General features: G+C 64.1%; 22 protein-coding genes. 14 read left to right on the top strand and 8 right to left on the bottom strand.

Features of this window, described 5'->3' with window-relative positions:
- Position 1 precedes the first annotated feature (1 nt).
- Entirely contained in the window at positions 2 to 517 is a 516-nt protein-coding gene (gene aldR, locus AC5Y5C_RS16450; RefSeq protein ID WP_499974062.1) for an HTH-type transcriptional regulator AldR, read from the top strand.
- A 10-nt stretch (positions 518 to 527) separates the two neighbouring features.
- On the opposite strand, the gene AC5Y5C_RS16455 is transcribed toward aldR, so the two are convergent.
- Complete coding sequence (locus AC5Y5C_RS16455) at positions 528 to 2,777, bottom strand: SulP family inorganic anion transporter (protein WP_499974064.1); 2,250 nt, start codon at positions 2,775 to 2,777, stop codon at positions 528 to 530.
- 121 nt (positions 2,778 to 2,898) lie between these two features.
- A complete protein-coding gene (locus AC5Y5C_RS16460; protein ID WP_499974637.1) occupies positions 2,899 to 3,174 on the bottom strand; it encodes a hypothetical protein in 276 nt (91 codons plus the stop codon).
- 475 nt (positions 3,175 to 3,649) lie between these two features.
- Here AC5Y5C_RS16460 and dapB point away from each other — a divergent pair, with 475 nt between their 5' ends.
- From dapB to AC5Y5C_RS16505, 9 genes are all read left to right on the top strand, one after another.
- Complete coding sequence (gene dapB, locus AC5Y5C_RS16465) at positions 3,650 to 4,378, top strand: 4-hydroxy-tetrahydrodipicolinate reductase (RefSeq protein ID WP_499974640.1); 729 nt, start codon at positions 3,650 to 3,652, stop codon at positions 4,376 to 4,378.
- On the top strand, positions 4,378 to 4,839 hold the full coding sequence (locus AC5Y5C_RS16470) for a hypothetical protein (RefSeq protein ID WP_499974065.1): 462 nt from the start codon (positions 4,378 to 4,380) through the stop codon (positions 4,837 to 4,839). The genes dapB and AC5Y5C_RS16470 overlap by 1 nt, the downstream gene beginning before the upstream one ends.
- Complete coding sequence (locus tag AC5Y5C_RS16475; protein ID WP_499974067.1) at positions 4,836 to 5,288, top strand: flavodoxin family protein; 453 nt, start codon at positions 4,836 to 4,838, stop codon at positions 5,286 to 5,288. The genes AC5Y5C_RS16470 and AC5Y5C_RS16475 overlap by 4 nt, the downstream gene beginning before the upstream one ends.
- 10 nt (positions 5,289 to 5,298) lie before the next feature.
- Positions 5,299 to 5,778, top strand: a complete 480-nt coding sequence (locus AC5Y5C_RS16480; protein WP_499974068.1) for a hypothetical protein — start codon at positions 5,299 to 5,301, stop codon at positions 5,776 to 5,778.
- A gap of 179 nt (positions 5,779 to 5,957) precedes the next feature.
- Complete coding sequence (locus tag AC5Y5C_RS16485; RefSeq protein ID WP_499974070.1) at positions 5,958 to 7,235, top strand: phthiocerol/phthiodiolone dimycocerosyl transferase family protein; 1,278 nt, start codon at positions 5,958 to 5,960, stop codon at positions 7,233 to 7,235.
- 74 nt (positions 7,236 to 7,309) lie between these two features.
- Positions 7,310 to 8,110 (top strand): thymidylate synthase, encoded by an 801-nt coding sequence (locus AC5Y5C_RS16490; protein WP_499974072.1) that lies wholly within the window; start codon positions 7,310 to 7,312, stop codon positions 8,108 to 8,110.
- A complete protein-coding gene (locus AC5Y5C_RS16495) occupies positions 8,107 to 8,613 on the top strand; it encodes a dihydrofolate reductase (protein WP_499974074.1) in 507 nt (168 codons plus the stop codon). The genes AC5Y5C_RS16490 and AC5Y5C_RS16495 overlap by 4 nt, the downstream gene beginning before the upstream one ends.
- Before the next feature lie 29 nt (positions 8,614 to 8,642).
- A complete protein-coding gene (locus AC5Y5C_RS16500) occupies positions 8,643 to 9,287 on the top strand; it encodes a DsbA family protein (protein WP_499974644.1) in 645 nt (214 codons plus the stop codon).
- On the top strand, positions 9,284 to 10,507 hold the full coding sequence (locus AC5Y5C_RS16505) for a winged helix-turn-helix domain-containing protein (protein ID WP_499974077.1): 1,224 nt from the start codon (positions 9,284 to 9,286) through the stop codon (positions 10,505 to 10,507). Before AC5Y5C_RS16500 ends, AC5Y5C_RS16505 begins: the two co-directional genes overlap by 4 nt.
- Here AC5Y5C_RS16505 and AC5Y5C_RS16510 read toward each other — a convergent pair.
- Both AC5Y5C_RS16510 and AC5Y5C_RS16515 read right to left on the bottom strand, forming a co-directional pair.
- The gene (locus AC5Y5C_RS16510; protein WP_499974079.1) at positions 10,470 to 11,012 is read right to left on the bottom strand and encodes a YceI family protein; all 543 of its coding nucleotides are present in this window, start codon (positions 11,010 to 11,012) and stop codon (positions 10,470 to 10,472) included. The genes AC5Y5C_RS16505 and AC5Y5C_RS16510 overlap by 38 nt on opposite strands.
- A 23-nt stretch (positions 11,013 to 11,035) precedes the next feature.
- Positions 11,036 to 11,728 carry a DUF6891 domain-containing protein gene (locus tag AC5Y5C_RS16515; protein ID WP_499974081.1) on the bottom strand — a complete coding sequence of 231 codons (693 nt, stop codon included), beginning with the start codon at positions 11,726 to 11,728 and terminating at the stop codon, positions 11,036 to 11,038.
- Positions 11,729 to 11,828: 100 nt separating this feature from the next.
- On the opposite strand from AC5Y5C_RS16515, the gene thyX reads away from it, so the two are divergent.
- From thyX to AC5Y5C_RS16530, 3 genes are all read left to right on the top strand, one after another.
- Positions 11,829 to 12,581: an FAD-dependent thymidylate synthase gene (thyX, locus tag AC5Y5C_RS16520; protein ID WP_078287659.1), complete on the top strand. Its 753-nt coding sequence runs from the start codon at positions 11,829 to 11,831 to the stop codon at positions 12,579 to 12,581.
- Between the two features lie 69 nt (positions 12,582 to 12,650).
- Positions 12,651 to 13,526: a 4-hydroxy-tetrahydrodipicolinate synthase gene (dapA, locus tag AC5Y5C_RS16525; protein WP_499974648.1), complete on the top strand. Its 876-nt coding sequence runs from the start codon at positions 12,651 to 12,653 to the stop codon at positions 13,524 to 13,526.
- On the top strand, positions 13,527 to 15,218 hold the full coding sequence (locus AC5Y5C_RS16530) for a ribonuclease J (protein ID WP_499974084.1): 1,692 nt from the start codon (positions 13,527 to 13,529) through the stop codon (positions 15,216 to 15,218). It abuts the gene before it with no gap.
- Here the strand turns inward: AC5Y5C_RS16530 and AC5Y5C_RS16535 are convergent.
- The 3 genes from AC5Y5C_RS16535 to AC5Y5C_RS16545 are packed head-to-tail and all read right to left on the bottom strand — an operon-like array spanning position 15,215 to position 17,224.
- Positions 15,215 to 16,090: an SAM-dependent methyltransferase gene (locus AC5Y5C_RS16535; protein WP_499974085.1), complete on the bottom strand. Its 876-nt coding sequence runs from the start codon at positions 16,088 to 16,090 to the stop codon at positions 15,215 to 15,217. The two genes, AC5Y5C_RS16530 and AC5Y5C_RS16535, sit on opposite strands and share 4 nt — an antisense overlap.
- 2 nt (positions 16,091 to 16,092) lie before the next feature.
- Positions 16,093 to 16,911 carry a mycofactocin-coupled SDR family oxidoreductase gene (locus tag AC5Y5C_RS16540; protein WP_499974088.1) on the bottom strand — a complete coding sequence of 273 codons (819 nt, stop codon included), beginning with the start codon at positions 16,909 to 16,911 and terminating at the stop codon, positions 16,093 to 16,095.
- Position 16,912: 1 nt separating this feature from the next.
- Entirely contained in the window at positions 16,913 to 17,224 is a 312-nt protein-coding gene (locus tag AC5Y5C_RS16545) for a putative quinol monooxygenase (RefSeq protein WP_499974090.1), read from the bottom strand.
- Between the two features lie 100 nt (positions 17,225 to 17,324).
- On the opposite strand from AC5Y5C_RS16545, the gene AC5Y5C_RS16550 reads away from it, so the two are divergent.
- On the top strand, positions 17,325 to 17,906 hold the full coding sequence (locus AC5Y5C_RS16550) for a hypothetical protein (RefSeq protein ID WP_499974093.1): 582 nt from the start codon (positions 17,325 to 17,327) through the stop codon (positions 17,904 to 17,906).
- On the opposite strand, the gene AC5Y5C_RS16555 is transcribed toward AC5Y5C_RS16550, so the two are convergent.
- Positions 17,866 to 18,432 (bottom strand): TetR/AcrR family transcriptional regulator, encoded by a 567-nt coding sequence (locus AC5Y5C_RS16555; RefSeq protein WP_499974097.1) that lies wholly within the window; start codon positions 18,430 to 18,432, stop codon positions 17,866 to 17,868. The two genes, AC5Y5C_RS16550 and AC5Y5C_RS16555, sit on opposite strands and share 41 nt — an antisense overlap.
- Positions 18,433 to 18,584 lie beyond the last annotated feature (152 nt).

Below are 18,584 nucleotides of genomic sequence, written 5' to 3' on the forward strand. Positions count from 1 at the left end.
AATGGCCGCAAAATCACCGGAATCTCGGTTCGACATGCCACCCGCGCCGAATGATGTTCGGCGGGCGGATCTCGATGACGTGGACCGCCGCATTCTGATGGAACTGCACGACGACGCACGAATACCCAACAGCGCGCTCGCCGAGGCAGTGGGAATCGCGGCATCCACCTGTCACGGACGGGTTCGGCGTCTTCAGGAAACCGGGGTGATCCGTGGATTCTTCACCGACATCGACCCGGCCGCTGTCGGCCGACCACTGCAGGCGATGATTTCGGTCAGCCTGCAGGCCAACGCGCGGGGAAAGATTCGTACGTTCATCCGGGATATCCGTGAGCTGCCACAGGTTATCGACGTGTACTTCCTGGCGGGTGCCGACGACTACATCCTGCACGTGGCGGCCCGCGACACCGAGGACCTGAGGTCCTTCGTGGTTGAGAAACTCAACGCACAGCCCGATGTCGCGGGCACGCAGACGTCATTGATCTTCGAGCATCTACGCGGGGGAGCTCCGCTATAGACGTCGCCGGTCAGCTGATGGCCGGGGCAGGGTCCTCGACAACATCATTGGCGTTGCCGTCTTGGCCCACGATCCCGTTCTCATCCACCTCGTACACGTGCGCTTCGGCGATGTTGAAGAACGTGCCGACCACACGCACCCGCCCGGACACCACGGCCCCGGCGAGGATTGGGTGGTGAACGAGGCGTTCCACCTGGATTGCCACGTTCACGACGCCGAGCTGATCGACTTCGTTGAACCCGTGTGCCTCGGCGCTGGCTCGTGCCGGGTGGTGTTCTTGGAATGCGATGAGGCTGTCGCGGGCGTAGTCGAGCCAGCGTCCCACCGGAGTGGTGGGCGTATCGGTCGATTCGGTCAGCAGTGCCTTCATCGCCCCGCATGACGAATGCCCGCACACCACAACTGAACTCACGTTCAATTGGTTGATCGCGAAGTCGAGCGACGCGTCCACCGAGCCATCGGCGGGATCGGTAGGCACCACATTGCCCACATTGCGGATCGTGAACAGGTCGCCCGGTCCACTGGCGGTGATGACATTGGGCAGGATGCGCGAGTCGCCGCAGGTGAGGAAGAGCGCATCGGGATCCTGGTAGTCGGCCAGCTCGCTGACATGGGGTCGCAGCGCACCGGAACCGCGGCTGTTGTACTCGTTGATGCCATCGATGATCGATGCGCCCGCGCCGTCGTTCTCGCTGCGACGCCACGACCGCCACGGCACCAAACCAACAGCGCGCGAAACGAAATGCCGCTGCGGTCGGGTGGTGTGGGCGTGGTGCAGCTTGGCGTGTGAGGATTCGACGATCATCACGGTGCCGCCGGCGGCCTCATGGGCGCGCTTCCAGTCGGAGATGGCCTCCGAGATGGCGTGGTCGACGTAGTCGGCATTGATCGCCAGCGTGACGTGTGCACCCGGCGGAACTGTGCTGAGCGTCTTGGTCAGCCGGGGCAGTGACAGGAAGCTCAGCGTGCCGTCGAGCTCGACATGCCACTGCCGCGATCCCTCGGTGCCGAACGGGCGGGCGTCCATGTGCGCCCGCATGACCCGGCCCACCAGGATGCCGATGGCCACCACGAGCCCGATGCCGACACCTTCGAGCAGGTTGAGGAACACAACGCTGATCATGGTGATGGCGTAAACAGCCAAATCGCCTGTGCGCCAAGCGAGCTTCATATGAGCCAGCTTGACCAGCTGCACACCGATGACGATCAGCAGCCCGGCGAGCGCGGCCTTGGGGATGAGCTGCACCACGCTGCTGAACAGCGAGGCGAACAGTAATACCCAGAAGCCGTGCAGGATGGCCGAGGCGCGGGTCTTCGCGCCCGCGGCGACGTTGGTCGAGCTGCGGACGATCACGCCGGTGATGGGCAGGCCGCCGAGGAAGCCGGACACCATGTTGGCGCTGCCCTGGCCGATCATTTCCCGATCGAAGTTGGTCCGGGGTCCGGTGTGTAGCTTGTCGACGGCGACCGCGGACAGCAGTGACTCGACACTCGCGATGAGGGCGATGGTCAGCACACCCAAGAGCACTCCGGCCCAGTCGCCATTGGCTGGTCCTGTCAGGGTCGGCAGGCTGAGCGCGTCAAAGAAGTCACCCGACAGGGAGATCCGTTCCGCCGGCGAGTTGGTGAGGACCGCGAAGGCGGTCGCGGTCACGATCGCGATCAGAGCGCCGGGGATCATGCGAATCTTGGGGGGCAGCTTGGGCCACAGCAGCAGGATCGCGATCACCAACACGCCGATGATGACGTCGGGCAGATGGTGGTTGAGGACGCCCTGGGGCAGCGCCTTGAGGTTCTGCCAGGCAGAGCTCTGCGATGTGCCGCCCATCAGGACGTGTATCTGCTGTAGTGCGATGGTCACGCCGATGCCGCCGAGCATGGCGTGCACCACGACCGGTGCGATGGCGAGCGCGGCACGGGCGATCCGGCTCAGTCCGAACAGGATCTGCAACAGGCCCGCACCAACGGTGATCAGGCAGGTCATCTGCCAGCCGAACTTGTTGATGAGCTCGGCCACTACGACGGTCAGGCCGGCGGCCGGGCCGCTGACCTGAAGCGGTGAACCGCCGATGGCGCCGGCGACGATGCCGCCGACCACAGCCGCGATGAGACCCGCCATCAGCGGGGCTCCGGAGGCGATCGCGATACCGAGCGAAAGCGGCAGCGCGACGAGGAATACGACGAGGGAGGCCGGGAGGTCGTGCCGCAGATTCTGCAGTAACGACGGCTTCGAAGCCTGCTCGGTGACGGAAGTCGTCATGACAGTAAGCCCTATCGGGAAGAAGGGTCGCGGCAGCTGCAGCTAAACGGGCGTGCGCGACAAGTGGATAGATCAGTGAACGAGACGCGTATGACGGCGTCGTTGCCGTCACGGGCACGGCTCAGCGTCGATCTATCCCGAGGGTGATAAGGCGTTGTCGTCCCAAATTATCGGGCGCTCGTGAGAATACGAAGCCCCGTGAGACCAAGAGTGCCAACAGGGTGGCACCTAACAGCGCCGTCATGACGAGTGCGGCCGGAACCGGTATCGAGCTGGGTTGATGGCGGATCCGCGTAGCGGTCGCGGTCAGCGGGCTCTTGACGTGCTCATGGGCCTCTTCGGGTAGCAGGTTCGATGCTGGCGAAGTTCCGATGACCGCCGTTCGCCACCCGAACATCTGCCCATGTGTGGCCGGTCCGAGGAAGCAGAGGGCCGCAAGGAGTGCGATGGCGACGCCCCCCAGACGCGCGTATCGCTTGCGGCCCGACATGGGTTCTAGAGTACCAGTGGATGCCTCAAACTGGACGTATCGCAGCTAGGGATATGTTTCTGAGAGGAACCTGAGAGTGCGGCGTGACCCCGGCAAATGGTTGCCAGAGCGGTGACCACCATCACAACTGGTTGCTCGGCCGAGGAGGATTACACCCGATTGCGCACCCAAAAAAAGGCTCAACCAGGAGTTGACATCGGTGCCTGGCAAATCGATCGAGTGATAGACATTTCGTAGCTCGAGTAGATGCCGAGTGGCGTCCCGGTGAACTTCCGCCGGTTCGGCAACATGGGCGTCCTGATGCCGTCGGTTTCGGCACGCATAGTCGGGCGCCGCATCTGCCGTCTTAGCGCCGAGGATTAGGGTGACCGGCGTGACTAATATCGCGACCGGAGTGCTCGGAGCGCAGGGCAAGGTTGGCCAGGCCATGTGTGAGGCCGTTGAGGCGGCGGACGATCTGGACCTGGTGGCCGCCGTCGACAAGGACGACTCGCTGGAGGCGCTCACTGCGGCACGCGTCGTCATCGACTTCACCCATCCCGACGTCGTCATGGACAATTTGAAATTCCTGATAGGCAACGGTATTCATGCCGTTGTGGGCACCACCGGCTTCACCGACGAGCGGTTGGACCAAGTGCGTGGTTGGTTGGCGGACAGCCCGGGAACGGCGGTGCTGATTGCCCCGAACTTCGCGATCGGTGCCGTGCTGTCGATGAAATTCGCCCAGCAGGCCGCCCGATTCTTCGAATCGGTGGAGGTCATCGAGCTGCATCATCCCAACAAGGCGGACGCTCCCTCGGGGACAGCGACGCGAACGGCACGTTTAATCGCCGAGGCGCGCAAGGGATTGCCGCCGAGCCCCGATGCCACCAGCACAGGTATCGAGGGAGCTCGCGGCGCCGATGTCGATGGGGTACGGGTGCACGCGGTGCGAGTCGCCGGACTCGTCGCCCATCAGGAGGTGCTGTTCGGGACCACCGGTGAGACGTTGACCATCCGCCACGACAGCATCGACCGGTCGTCTTTTGCGCCGGGTGTGCTGTTGGCGGTGCGTAATGTCGCGGCTCGGCCCGGCCTCACGATCGGCATCGAGCCCCTGCTGGAGCTGTAGTGTCCGCCGCAGCCCGGATCAAGATCCTCATCGCGCTCATGTGCGCGGCGATGATCGCGTACTTCCTGATCCTGGGTCGGATGGGTGTCGCATTGATCCAGGCCGGGAAGCCCGCGGCGATCGGCATGGGTATCGGCGTGCTGATTCTTCCGTTCATTGGTCTGTGGGCGATGATCGCCACTCTCCGTGCGGGTTTCGCACATCAGCGTCTCGCAGGCCTCGCCACAGAGATGGGGCGTGATCTCGATGTGAGCACCCTGCGCAGGACGCCGTCGGGGCGCGTCAATCGCGAGGACGCCGATGCACTCTTCGCGACCGTGAAGGCAGAGGTCGAGGAAGAACCCGACGATTGGGTGGGGTGGTACCGGCTGGCGCGCGCGTATGACTATGCAGGGGACCGGGGCCGCGCGCGCGAGACCATGCGCACCGCCGTGCAGATGCAGCAGGACGCGGCCGGATGAGCCGTCTGCTGGTGGTGCACCACACCCCGTCACCGGCTACCCGCGAGCTGTTGGATGCGGTGCTGTCGGGTGCGACGGACCCCGACATCACCGGGGTCGAGGTGGTCACCAGGCCCGCTCTTGCCGCGACGATCCCCGACATGCTGGACGCCGACGGCTACCTGTTCGGCACCACCGCGAATTTTGGGTACATGTCCGGTGCCCTCAAGCATTTCTTCGACACCGTCTACTACCCGAGCCTGGACCATGTCGCCGCACGCCCTTACGGCCTGTGGGTGCACGGCAACAACGACACGGTGGGCGCGGCGTCCGCGGTGGACAAGATCGCGACCGGGCTGGCGCTGGAGAAGGCGGCCGATGTGCTTGAGGTGGTTGGGCCGATCGACGCATCCGTGCGCGAGCAGGCCTATAACCTTGGCGGCACGCTCGCCGCGATCTTGATGCACTGAGGAGACTGGCATGCCCGGACTTGCTGAACTCGCCCTGGGGGCCGCACCCATCGCCGGGGGTGCCTTGCTGGGAGCGGTAGCCGGCAATCTCAAGCCCCCGGACTTCCGCGCGTTGATCGCCAAAGACCTCGATCTGCTCGATCGCATTCCCGAGGAGCAGACCGAACGTCGTGCCGCATTCCAGCGCACCATCGATCACCGGATCGACGATCTGATCGCCAGCACCGATCGGGGCCGTTCGCTGCGCGAGGCCGCTCTCTCCTACGGCGGCAGCTGGCGCGACATCCTGGTGTTCGTCGGGGCTGTTCTGTTCACCGTGATCTGGTGGAACATCGAGCACACCCGGACCAACTGGCTGGTCATGTTCCTGGTGATGCTGGCGTTGACCCTAGTGGCAGGCTTCTATGCACTGCGCACGACGCTGCGAGGCCTGCAGGTCCTGGGCGGAAGATTGCGACATCGATCTCAGGGATCCTCGGAAACCCCATAGCCGGCGGGCTTGTCATCCGGTGGCAAATTCGAATCTGTCATATTCGGAATAGTCTGTTAAATCGGCCATCGGAGATTACGCGATATTAATAAAGCCGAATCTCTGGATATTCGGAATATCCACCTGGTGGACATAGAGTATGGCTTGTCTATTCAGTCCATACGAAATCGGAATTCGCCTTGAACGCCACATTACGCACGGCCGAAACCGTTGACATTCAGCGGATGCTCTCGGCGGCAGAGTCGGAATTGAACCACCTGCGCAAGTACACGACCATCTGGTACGTGGCCTGGCTGCGGGGTGGCCTGGACGTGGCCGCATTGAGTGCGGCAGCGACGGCCTTACAACGCAAGCACCCTTTCCTTGCGGCACGGGTCGATCCCGTCGGCCGCCGCTTTCGGGTCACCACCGAGTCCGTCCGCGCCTCCGTGGTGTCCGTGCGGGCTGAGCCGCTCGATGATGTCGCAACACTGCCAGTGCTCTCGCTCGATGACGGAACGTTCGCGGTCCTGGTCCATCCGCGGGAAGCCGGCAGCGCGGTCGCGGTGGGAGTGGATCATTCGATCGCGGACGCACGCCTGACCTATGTGTACTTCTACGAATTGTGGGAGCTCTATACCCGGATCGTGATGACAGGCGAGGCTCCCCAAACGCAGCGCCAGCCGATGCCCGTTTCTCCGGAATCCGCAATGGAGGGTCGGGGCCTGCGGCGAACGGCCCTTCCGGACAAACACTGGTTCGGTGCCACGGTCTGGGGCGGCCAGCAGCCGAAAGGCCCCACCGCGCCGCGAACCGTGCTGGGGTGGAAGCAACGCTTCGATTCAGAGGTATCCGCCGCGTTACGTGCGGCAGCGCGGCAACGTCACACGACCGTGAACACGCTCATCACCGGTGTCATCGCACTCGCGGAACGCGCGTTGATCCCTGCCGGCGACGACGAGCCGGTGAACCTGGGATTCGAATCGCTCGTGGATTACCGCAAGCACCTGACACCTCCCGCCGAACTCGGTGAGATTGCCAACGGAATCATGATCGCGCGAAGCCAAGTGACGGTCCGCGTGAACGATGACCCTGTGCGCATCGGCGCCGACGTGGCGCGTCAAATCAATGAGGATATTGACAGCGGATTTCTGCTGCAAAGCGTGCACCACATCGGTGACGGATTCCTGGCGGGCCATTTCGGGCCATTCATCCGGATCACCAATCCTGGAATTCTGCCCATCCCGTCCTTGCCGACGGACCTGATCCTGGAAGACTTCGACGCCCAGCTGACCACACCGCGAACCACGAACACGGGTGGTGCATCCGTGCCGCAGGCATCCCGCTACGAGGTCTACTCCATCGGCGACGAGTTCACCATCGTGTGCAAATTCCCCGCCGGATCGCTTACCGATGCACAGGCGGGCGCGCTGCGCGCAGACATCGTCGCGCGAGTGGAAGCACTTGCCAAACAGTAGGAGGTGCTGTGTGCCGGGTGCTCTCGGTGCGTCGGGGACCGGGGATCGTCGTAGCCGCGAAGTAAGCTAGCTGCGTGCCCGTACCCACTCCTTACGAGGACCTGTTGCGTCTCGTGCTCGACCAGGGCACACCGAAGTCGGATCGCACCGGCACCGGCACTCGCAGCGTCTTCGGCCACCAGCTGCGGTACCGCCTGGACGACGGCTTCCCGCTGATCACCACCAAGAGGGTGCATCTGAAATCGGTGATCTACGAACTGCTGTGGTTCCTGCGCGGCGAATCCAATGTCCGGTGGCTCCAAGAGCACGGCGTCACCATCTGGGACGAGTGGGCATCGGAGGCAGGAGAGCTGGGCCCGGTGTACGGGGTGCAGTGGCGGTCTTGGCCCACCCCGTCGGGGGAGCACATCGACCAGATCAGCGCTGCGCTCGACCTACTGCGCACCGATCCCGATTCGCGCCGCAATATCGTCTCGGCCTGGAATGTCGGCGAGATCCCACAGATGGCGCTGCCGCCCTGTCACGCGTTCTTTCAGTTCTATGTGGCCGGCGGCAAGCTGAGCTGCCAGCTGTATCAGCGCAGTGCCGACCTGTTCCTCGGTGTTCCGTTCAATATCGCCAGCTACGCGCTGCTCACCCACATGATGGCGGCGCAGGCGGGGCTCGGGGTGGGCGACTTCGTGTGGACCGGTGGTGACTGTCATATCTACGACAACCACGTGGAGCAGGTCACCGAACAGCTCAGTCGCGACCCTTATCCGTATCCCAGACTGATTCTGGCGCAGCGTGATTCGCTATTCGACTACGAATATGCGGACATCACGGTCGAGAACTACCAGCATCATCCGGCCATCAAGGCGCCTGTCGCGGTATGACGGGAACCATCGGGCTGATCTGGGCACAATCCCGTGACGGCGTCATCGGTGCGGGTGGCGCCATACCGTGGCGGCTACCGGAGGATCAGGCGCGCTTCAAACGAATCACCATGGGGCACACGGTGATCATGGGGCGCAAGACCTGGGAGTCACTGCCCCCCAGTGTGCGGCCGCTGCCAGGTCGGCCCAATATCGTGCTGACTCGGGATGCGTTGTTCGAACCGGATGGCGCGTTGGCCGTCGGATGCGCCGATGCCGCGCTGGCTGCTTCCGATGAGGCTCCCTGGGTCATCGGAGGCGGCGAGATCTACCGGCTGTTCCTGCCCTTGGCGCGGCGATGCGAGGTGACTGTGGTGGACGCGGATGTGCCGGGCGATGCCCTTGCGCCGGAGCTCGACGAGAGCTGGGTGGTCGAGGATTGCGCTGGTGACAAAAGTGAATGGCAGACAAGTGCATCCGGATTGCGATACCAGTTCCTGAGTTACCGGAAGGTCGACGTGTGAGGCGTGTGCTCCTCGGGGTGGCCATCCTGATGGCCACCGCGGTGCTGATGCTCACCGGCTGCAGTCGCGTCGTCGACGGAACCGCATCGGCACCCGCGGAAGCCGCGGGCTGGGGGAGCAGTCAGGGCGCTGGCGTGACGGTCGGCGGTGCCGGTGACGTGGCAGCGGGAATTACCGTGTTCGTCGATTTCCAATGCCCGTTCTGTCAGCGATTCGAAGCCGAATACGGCGAGGAGATCACGAAGTATGTCGCCGAAGGGCGGCTGCAGGTGGTCTATCGACCGGTGAGCTTTCTGGACCCCATCTCGGCCAGTGGCGACTACTCGTCGCGGGCGGCGGCCGCCCTGTTCCTGATCGACGAGTCCGGCGCCCCGGACGCCGTGATCCTGGGCTTCATCGGTGAGATGTTCCGAAGACAACCGGCCGAAGGCATCGGGAACCTCACCAATATGCAGATCAGTGACATTGCCGGCGGGGCCGGAGTGACGGGCGATGTGCTGCGCGAGATTTCATCTCTTCAGGTCACCGACGCCGATCGCCAACGGACGGCGGGCAATGAGCAGCAGCTGGCAGACCACGGCCTGGGCGGCGTACCTGGCGTCGTCGACAGCTCGGGGGAGATGGTTGACCCGTCCGGCCCCGACTGGTTGGCCCGCCTCCTGGGAGCCCGGTGAGCCGCTCGACGTTGAACATCGCGCAGGCGCGTCGCGTCGCGATCGCGGCGCAGGGTTTCGCCGGACCGCCCGTGACTTCGGTAACCCGCGCGCACCTGCGCAAGATCATCTCCAGAATTCAGGTGCTGCAACTGGATTCGGTGTCGGTCGCGGTGCGCGCCCACTATGCGCCGGTGTTCAGCAGGCTCGGGCCCTACGATCGCACGCTTCTCGACGACGCCGCCTGGAGTCACAGCGCGCGCGTGCCACGGCTGCTCATCGAGTATTGGGCACACGAGGCGGCGCTGATGTCCATCCAGGACTGGCCGCTGATGCGATGGCGTATGCGTGAGTATCGGCATGGGCGATGGGCGCGAAAGTTTGTCGAGGAGAATCCGCGCCTGGTCGACGAGGTGCTCGCCGCCGTCGCCGAGCTCGGGCCGTGCACGGCCGGACAGATCGAGGCATACCTAGAAAGAGAAGCACCGAGCCGCAAGGGTCCATGGTGGGACCGTAGCGAGACCAAGTGGATCGCCGAAGCCCTGTTCTCCTCGGGTGAGCTGACCACCGACAAACGTATTGGGTTCTCGCGGCATTACCAGCTGGCGCACAAGGTGATTCCCGCCGATATCTACCAGCGCGAAGTCTCCGACGAGGAGGCAGTGCTGGAACTCACGCGCCGCGCGGTGCGCGCGCTGGGCTTGGGGACCGAGACTGACATTCGCGACTACTTCCGGCTCTCGGCGGGACAGATCAAACCCGCACTGGCCGCGCTCGCCGACGCGGGCGACGTGGAGAAGGTGGTCGTAGACGGATGGACTGCGCCGGCATATCTGGCTGCCGGGCAGACGATTCCACGCGTCGACCGGGGCACTGCGCTGCTGTGCCCCTTTGATCCGCTGATCTTCTTCCGTCCCAGGGTCGAGCGGCTCTTCGACTTTCACTATCGCATCGAGATCTACACACCGGCACCCAAGCGGCAGTTTGGCTATTACGTCTGGCCGTTTCTGCTCGACGGGCATCTCGTTGGCAGGGTCGACCTCAAGGCCGACCGGACGGCCGGGACGCTCAATGTCGTCGGGGCGTTCGCGGAACAGGGGCAGGATCCGTCGCGCATCGCCGGGCCTTTGGCCGAACAGCTCCGCACGATGGCGTCTTGGCTGGGGCTTGAGGGCGTCGCCGTCGGGAAGCGCGGTGACCTGGTCAAGCCTCTTGGCGGGATCCTTCGAACGACACGGTGACCAGGTCGGTGACCTTCAGCGATCCCATCGCCATCGAGAACGGCTTCACCTGGTAGGCCCGCTGTGATACCTCCGTGGTGAGGCTCAGCTGCTGGCTGTCGCCGTCCTCGGCAACGGCAAGGCCGACATCGACAACGTGGGTTACTCCATGAATGGTCAGGGAACCATGCATGCGGTAGCCCTCGGCCGCCTCGGTGATCTTCTCGGCATGGAATTCGATAGTGGGAAATCGCTTGGCGTCTAGTGTCTTCAGCGCGTTGGCCCGCACTACCGCCTTCTCCGGCACGGTCAGCGGAGTCAGTCCGCCCTCGCCACTGTCGACCCGCAGGGAGTTCACGTCGACAACGAGGCGGGCGGAGGATGGCTGGCCGTCGGTTTCGTCGACGCAGATGGTCCAGGAGTCCATGACGATCGTGAGGCGGTGACCCATGCGTGCCGCGCGCCCGGTGACGCCGGTGCGCAGGGTCAGCGTGCCGTGCTCGGGTCCGAGTGTCCAGGAGCTCACCGGCCGATCGTAAAGGGTGCCGCCTATCGGGCAGGCCGGGAGCCGACCGGCAGCGGTTTGCGCCACTGATCGGCGTGCACTTCGATCCTGGCCTTCCCCGACCCGGACCACGACGTGTTCAGGCCGAAGTGCTGCGCCAGCTGCACAATGCGGCGGCCCACGACCGCATCGGTACGTTCGTGAACCTGGGCCTCGGCGCCCGGGTCGCCGCGCTGATACGCCTCCAGCAGGCCTGTCGGCAGCCCAGGGTGGGCGCGAAACGCGCTGTACCCCAAGTAAAGAATCGGATTGTCGGCGGCAAGGCGCAGCGCATCTTGCTCGTGGAAATACGTGTACGCCCATTGGTGGTAGCCGTACCAATCGGGCGGGTCCGGATTGATGGTGCGCTCGCCGTCGATCTCGGAGGTGGCGCAGGTTCTGCAGCAGGCGAAGCACATGCGCGCGAGGATGCCCTCGGTTTCCAGCTGGGTGAACGTGTACTGGAGCCGGCCGTAGTCGCCGGTGTCGGCCCACGTCGCCTGTTCGGCGAGGCGTTCGTTCCACATCGCGTGCACCAGTGCCGCCGCCTCGTCCGGATCGACCTGGCCGGAATCGTCCAGCCACTCGGCGACAGACTCTTCTACCTGGTCTCGTGACCAGAAGCCGGCGACGAGGTACTGGCGGATGAAGCCCCGCAGCTCATCTCGATCGCCAGTTTGCCATTCGAGGATGCGCACACGTCAAAGCTAGCTTGGGGCGTTGCGGAATGCATCTCGAGACCGTCGGCGGACTTGTGCCGGTGATCGGTTGGCCACGACCGCCGATAGGGTGTGGCGCGTGGCAGAGATCGTGCCGCTGCGCGTGCAGCTGATAGCGAAGACCGACTTCATCGCACCTCCGGATATCGACTGGAGCACCGATGCCGATGGCGGCCCGGCGCTTGTCGAATTCGCAGGCCGGGCCTGCTATCAAAGCTGGTCCAAGCCCAACCCGCGCACCGCCACCAACGAGAGCTATCTGCGCCACGTTATCGAGGTGGGACATCTCTCGCTGCTCGAGCACGCCTCGGTCACCTTCTACATCACCGGAATCTCCCGGTCGTGCACGCACGAGCTGATCCGACACCGCCACTTCTCCTACTCGCAACTCTCGCAGCGATTTGTCCCCGAGGCGGATTCCAACGTGGTGCTGCCGCCTGCCGTCGAGGACGATCCAGAGCTGGTGGAGCTGCTGCGCAAGGCCACCGATGCCAGCCGTGCGGCCTACGTGGAGCTTCTGGAGAAGCTGGAATCCAAGCTCGCCGACGTCCCCAATGCGGTGTTACGGCGCAAACAGGCGCGACAGGCGGCCCGGTCGGTACTGCCCAACGCCACCGAGACCCGCATCGTGGTCACTGGGAACTACCGGGCCTGGCGGCACTTCATCGCGATGCGCGCCAGCGAGCACGCCGACGTGGAGATTCGCCGGCTGGCGATCGCCTGCCTGCGGCAGCTCGCTGACCTGGCGCCGTCGATCTTTGGCGACTTCGACATCGCAAACCTCGCCGATGGCACCGAGGTCGCCATCTCCCCGCTGGTTTACGAGGGATAAGACACACGGGTCACGGCATATTCACTTGGTTGCGGCGGGTATTCTCATGCCGTGACAGCAGGTGAAACAGTGACGCGGCTCGGCACCGTGCTCACCGCGATGGTGACTCCTTTCGATGCCGATGGCGCCCTTGACGTCGATACCGCGGTCCGGCTGGCCGCGCACTTGGTCGACGCCGGGTGCGATGGCCTCGTGCTCTCCGGCACCACCGGTGAGTCTCCCGTGACGTCCGACGCCGAGAAGCTGACACTGCTGCGCGAGGTGGTGGCCGCCGTGGGCGACCGCGCGAGTGTCATCGCCGGGTCTGGCACCTACGACACCGCCCACAGCGTCAAGCTCTCCCGTGAGTGTGAGGCCGCCGGGGCCGATGGGCTGCTGGTCGTCACGCCGTACTACTCGCGGCCCTCACAGGCGGGACTACTGGCGCATTTCACCGCAGTCGCCGACGCGGTGAACGTGCCCGTCATCTTGTACGACATTCCGCCGCGCTCGGTCATCCCGATCGACTTCCACATCATCCGTGAGCTCGCCGCACACCCGAACATCGTGGCGGTCAAGGATGCCAAGGGCGATCTGCACGGGGGCGCCCAGATCATCGCCGGTACCGACCTCGTCTACTACTCGGGTGACGATCCGCTCAACCTGCCGTGGCTGTCGGTGGGAGCAGTCGGATTCGTCAGCGTCATATCGCATTTCGTCGCGGGTCCGCTGCGCGAGCTGCTCGCTGCCTACAACGCCGGCGATGTCGAGACCGCCCGCAAACTCAATGCACAGGTCGCGCCGGTGACCGAGGCCTGTAGGCGTCTGGGCGCCGTCGGAGCTGTGAAGGCCGGACTCCGGTTGCAGGGCATCGAGGTGGGCGATCCCCGCTTGCCGAATGTCCCGCCGAGCCCGGAGCAGATCGAGGGATTGGCCGCGGATATGCGCGCTGCCGGGGTGTTGTAGGTGGCTCTCACCCCACCCGAGAACCTGCGCGCGCCCGGAGTGCTCGCCGATGGTGCGCTGCGCGTCACGGCACTGGGCGGCATCAGCGAAATCGGCCGCAACATGACGGTTTTCGAGTTGCGCGGCCGGCTGCTCATCATCGACTGCGGAGTGCTTTTCCCGGGCCATGAAGAGCCCGGCGTGGACCTGATTCTCCCGGACATCCGCCATATCGAAGATCGCCTTGACGATGTCGAGGCGCTGGTCCTCACGCATGCGCACGAGGATCACATCGGGGCCATCCCATTTCTACTCAAAATGCGTCCCGATATCCCCGTTGTCGGTTCGGCTTTCACGCTGGCACTGGTCGAAGCCAAGTGCCGGGAACACCGCATCACCCCGCGGTTCGTGAAAGTTGCCGAGGGGCAGCGGTCCACCCACGGCGCCTTTGAATGTGAGTATTTCGCGGTTAACCACTCCATTCCGGACGCCCTCGCCATTGCCGTGCACACCGAGGCCGGAACCGTCCTGCATACCGGCGATATCAAGCTCGATCCGCTGCCCCCGGATCGCCGCCCGACCGATTTACCTGGACTGTCCGGGCTGGGAGACCGCGGAGTCGACCTCTTCCTGGTCGACTCCACCAACTCCGAGATTCCGGGGGTGGGCCCGTCCGAGAGTGAGATCGCCCCGACGCTCAACCGGCTCATCGAGACCGCCCGCGGACGAGTGATCATTGCGTGTTTCGCCAGCAATGTGGCGCGGGTGCAACAGATCATCGACGCCTCGGTGGCACACGGCCGTCGCGTCGCACTCGTGGGCCGATCGATGGTGCGCAATATGGGCATCGCACGCGATTTGGGCTTTCTCGATGTCGATGACCGCCATCTCATCAACGTGGAGGCTGCGAACGAGCTTGCGCCGCAACGGGTTGTGATGATCACCACCGGTACACAGGGTGAGCCGATGGCTGCGCTGTCACGAATGGCACGAGGCGACCACCGCCAGATCACACTCACCACCGATGATTTGGTCATCTTGTCCTCCTCGTTGGTACCCGGCAACGAGGAAGCGGTCTACGGCGTCATCGATTCCCTCGCGAAGGTGGGCACCCGGGTGGTAACGAACACGCATGCGCGGGTACATGTTTCGGGCCACGCCTACGCGGGAGAGCTGCTCTACCTGTACAACGCGGTGCGGCCACGCAATGTGATGCCGGTGCACGGCACCTGGCGGCATCTGCGCGCCAATGCGGGGCTTGCCGTCAAGACCGGTGTGGATGATGACCGGATCGTGTTGGCGGAGAACGGTGTGAGCGTCGACCTGCACAATGAGCGCGTCCGCATCTCCGGCCGGGTACCGGTGGGCAAGATGTTTGTCGACGGTCTGGTAGACGGAGACGTATCCGATGCCACTGTGGGGGAGCGCCTGGCCCTGGGTGGCGGGGGATTCATTGCGATCACCGTCGCGGTGCGCAGTGACGGGCGTACCGTCGGCAGGCCGCAGCTGTTCTCGCGCGGCTTCTCCGATGACGCCAAGGCACTCGACCCGGTGACCGAACTCGTCATTGCGGAGCTGAATTCACTTGCCGAACAGTCGGTTACCGATACCGGCCGCATCGCGCAGGCTGTGCGGCGCGTGGTGGGCAAGTGGGTCGGCGAGAAGTACCGTCGCCAGCCGATGATCGTGCCGACCGTGCTGACTGTCGGCTAGATCTTTTCGGCGAGCACGGTCCGTTCCAGTTCGGTCGTCGAGAGGCCGCGTCCGGCGGGTATCAGATAACGCTCCCGGAAATCGGCACCGCTGACATCCTCGAGCACCCGCCAGCCGTATTCGGCGAGCAGGGGTGCCACCGCACCGGGTGCGAGGCCGAACATCCATACCTGGCTGCGCATCCGAAACCGTTTGTACAGCATGGTGTTCCCGTGCAGGTTCGAACCGTCGATGAAATCGCGTTGCACATAGGTGAAGGCGAGGCGGCTACCCGGTATCGCTGTGCTCAGGTAGTCGAGTGTCGACCGGACCGCGGGCTCGGGAATGTACTGCGTGACGCCCTCCCAGATGAAGAAGGTGCGGGCGGTGACATCGTGCCCGGCCCGGCGTAGCGCGTCGGCCAGATTGTCGTGCTGGAATTCGACAGGAACGAGGTGAACCGACGGCGGTAGCGTGCCGACCGCCCGCTGGATCGCGCGCCGCTTGGCCGCGATATTCACCGGCTGATCGACCTCGAACACCGGTATCGGTGAGGCTCGGGCCAGCCGGCATCCCCGGGTGTCCATTCCAGCACCCAGATTGACAATCGCTTCCAATGTGCCCGTCCACGAAGCGAGTTGGTCATCGATGTAGCGCTTACGACACACGAAGATCGACCAGGCGCCCTGGCCGCTTCGTTCACCGAGCCCGATCAACAGTTTCCGCAGCCCCGTCCATGCCGTGGCACGGACAAACCACCGCAATCCGGCGGGCAGGATCCGTGCCGCCAGATCGTCATCGACGATCCGGGACTCGCGCGGCTCGTGCTGCTCGATCGCCACGATGGCCATGGGGCCGTATGCGGTCTGTGCTGCGGGGTTTGTCCGTGTCATGTCTAGCGCCTGTTGGTGAACCCGGCGTCGACAGGGAGCGCGACACCGGTGACGTACCGGGCGTCCTCAGACACCAGCCAGGCCACCGCGTTGGCCATGTCCTCGGGAGGCATGAGAACCACTGGCAAGGCGTGGCCCGTATCGGACATACCTTCGGGCGCGCCGTTGGCGAACAGTTCCTCCGTCACCGGGTTCACCAGCATGGGTGTCGCGACACCTCCCGGGTGAATCGTGTTTACCCGAATATTTTGTGGCGCAAGCATGTTCGCATAGGACCGCATGAGCCCGACCAACCCATGTTTGGCGGCGGTGTAGGCCAGCCCGCCGGGGGTGTTCATCACCATGCCGGTCAGGCCGGCCACCGAGCTGGTCAGCACGATCGAACCGCCGGCTCCGCGTTCCACCATCGACGGCCGGGCGACCTCGATCGTGTGATAGACCCCGGTGAGATTGACGTCGAGCACGTCGGTCCAGCCCTCCTCGCCGCTCTCGGGAGTCAGGGTGGCGATGCCCGCGTTCGCGACCACGATGTCGACCGGCCCGAGGGCCTCGACACCGGCATCGAAGGCCGCTTGCAGCGCAGCCCGGTCACGCACATCGGTCTCGTGCGCCGAGATGGCGCGCCCCAGGGCATCGACCTCCTTGACCGTGACGTCGAGATCCTGGGTGGTCGCCATTGGGTACTCGACCGAGGGGATCTGTGCGCAGATATCGACCGCGATGATGTTGGCTCCCTCGGAAGCCAGCTTGATCGCGTGGGCGCGGCCCTGTCCGCGAGCCGCGCCGGTGATAAAGGCGACCTTGCCGTCTAGCTTGCCCATATCAGTGCGTCAGATCGCCCTTGGCGGGATCGCCTGCTGGAAGTGATTCGGCGACAACGATTTCCGGAGCTTGGCTGAGCAGCGGACCTACTTTGCCGAACATCGCGGTGACGGCGGGCGCTTTCCCGTGTTCGGCCAGCGCCTCGTTGCTCGCCCAGGATTCCACGAAGACGAAGCGATCATGTGCCTCATGCAGCGAGTAGAGATTGCAGCCCGGCTCGTCGTGGACCTGGGGGATGGTCTCAAGAAGCGCGGTGCGAACGTCGTCGCGCTTGTCCGGCTGGGGATACAGGAACGCCACCACAGTGGGCATGGAACACCTCTCGTCGTTGGGAGTCGATCGAATTCCACCGTACCGAAACAGTGTCGAGTGGCCGTCGGTCGATAGGCTGTGCGGGTATCAAGGGAGGGATATGACCGATCAATACCCTGCGACAGGGCTACCGATCCGCACCGAAATTGTTCTTACCGAGGACGGGCGGGGCAAACTTGCAAAGGGGGCCCTCCACACGGTGGCACGTTCACGGGGCATCTGGATTCTGCTCGTTGTAGCCGTGCTGTACGTGGCCTTCTTCTTCGTTTTTGTTGCGGTTCCCGCCGGTGTGGTGATCCTGATCGTCGTGGTTGCGGCGGCAGCCCTCATCGCGTCGAGAATTCGCTTTCGTACTCGGCTTTCCATGCAGGCGATACCTGTCGGGACGGTGCAGCGCGCCGAGTTCGGAGTGTCGGATTTCACGTTCTGGGTACTGCGTCCAACGACGAATGCCCTACTCGGGCAATCGTTTCTGACCACTCGGCTCATGATCCTGCGTGACTACGCCGAGATCAAGAACGTGGTGGTGAACGACAACGCTGTGGGCATCTTGTTCTCGGCTCGGCCGGGAACACGTGAAGCCTTCCCCCGTGAACTGTTTCCCGACCAAGCACTCGTGCTGATGTCCCGCTACACCAAGGTCACGGGGAAGTGGTCGCCTCCACTGGCACCGACGAATTGACCCAGACCGAGTACTCGTCGAGTGCGGCATTGAGACGCTCGCGATCGACACGCGTGCCGATCTGTTGGGCCCCGACCAGGACACTGAATCCGATGCGGGCCAGTGTGTCCGCCCGGCCGGGCTCGAACCCGGCCTCGATGTAGTGCTTGGTCAGATGCTTGTGCCGTACCTGGTCCACGCGGTGCTGTGCCGCGGCGACATAGCGGTCCGCCATCGCCCAGGCGCGAATGGCCTTCTCGACCTCGTGATCTGCTTCGCGCGCGGCTTGTTCCAGTACGGCCAGCCGTTCTCGCGGGTTGGCTACCTCGTCTACGCGTCGGCGCTGTGCGGTAGCGACGTCGTTCTCCCAGTAGTCGATGACGGCCCGGTAGAAGCCGGCGCCGCTGCCGAAGTGGTGGTACAGCGAGCCTGTTGTCACGCCGATCCTTCGACATACCGCCGTCGTGGTGAGCGCAGGTTTCCCGCCCGCGGCCAGTAGTTCGAACGCGGCAGTGAAGTAGTCATGACGGGAGACCTTCTCGGTCATGTATCCGACCATAGATGAATCTACGTGCGAGGGGACGGTGAAAGCTCAAAGGTAGCTGCGCCTATTTGGATGGGCTTTTCAGTTAACTATTTGTGTATGATTTATCAAGTGGTACTGCACGCGAAATGCGTAGTGCAGCGATACTGGGAAAC

The sequence above is a fragment of the Mycobacterium sp. NGS15 genome (assembly GCF_059813245.1).

Excerpts from the sequence above, each read along its gene's own strand:
- aldR (WP_499974062.1), top strand. The coding sequence starts at position 2 with ATGGCCGCAAAATCACCGGAATCTCGGTTCGACATGCCACCCGCGCCG.
- AC5Y5C_RS16455 (WP_499974064.1), bottom strand. The coding sequence starts at position 2,777 with ATGACGACTTCCGTCACCGAGCAGGCTTCGAAGCCGTCGTTACTGCAG.
- AC5Y5C_RS16460 (WP_499974637.1), bottom strand. The coding sequence starts at position 3,174 with ATGTTCGGGTGGCGAACGGCGGTCATCGGAACTTCGCCAGCATCGAAC.
- AC5Y5C_RS16475 (WP_499974067.1), top strand. The coding sequence starts at position 4,836 with ATGAGCCGTCTGCTGGTGGTGCACCACACCCCGTCACCGGCTACCCGC.
- AC5Y5C_RS16480 (WP_499974068.1), top strand. The coding sequence starts at position 5,299 with ATGCCCGGACTTGCTGAACTCGCCCTGGGGGCCGCACCCATCGCCGGG.
- AC5Y5C_RS16495 (WP_499974074.1), top strand. The coding sequence starts at position 8,107 with ATGACGGGAACCATCGGGCTGATCTGGGCACAATCCCGTGACGGCGTC.
- AC5Y5C_RS16500 (WP_499974644.1), top strand. The coding sequence starts at position 8,643 with ATGGCCACCGCGGTGCTGATGCTCACCGGCTGCAGTCGCGTCGTCGAC.
- AC5Y5C_RS16535 (WP_499974085.1), bottom strand. The coding sequence starts at position 16,090 with ATGACACGGACAAACCCCGCAGCACAGACCGCATACGGCCCCATGGCC.
- AC5Y5C_RS16540 (WP_499974088.1), bottom strand. The coding sequence starts at position 16,911 with ATGGGCAAGCTAGACGGCAAGGTCGCCTTTATCACCGGCGCGGCTCGC.
- AC5Y5C_RS16545 (WP_499974090.1), bottom strand. The coding sequence starts at position 17,224 with ATGCCCACTGTGGTGGCGTTCCTGTATCCCCAGCCGGACAAGCGCGAC.
- AC5Y5C_RS16550 (WP_499974093.1), top strand. The coding sequence starts at position 17,325 with ATGACCGATCAATACCCTGCGACAGGGCTACCGATCCGCACCGAAATT.
- AC5Y5C_RS16555 (WP_499974097.1), bottom strand. The coding sequence starts at position 18,432 with ATGACCGAGAAGGTCTCCCGTCATGACTACTTCACTGCCGCGTTCGAA.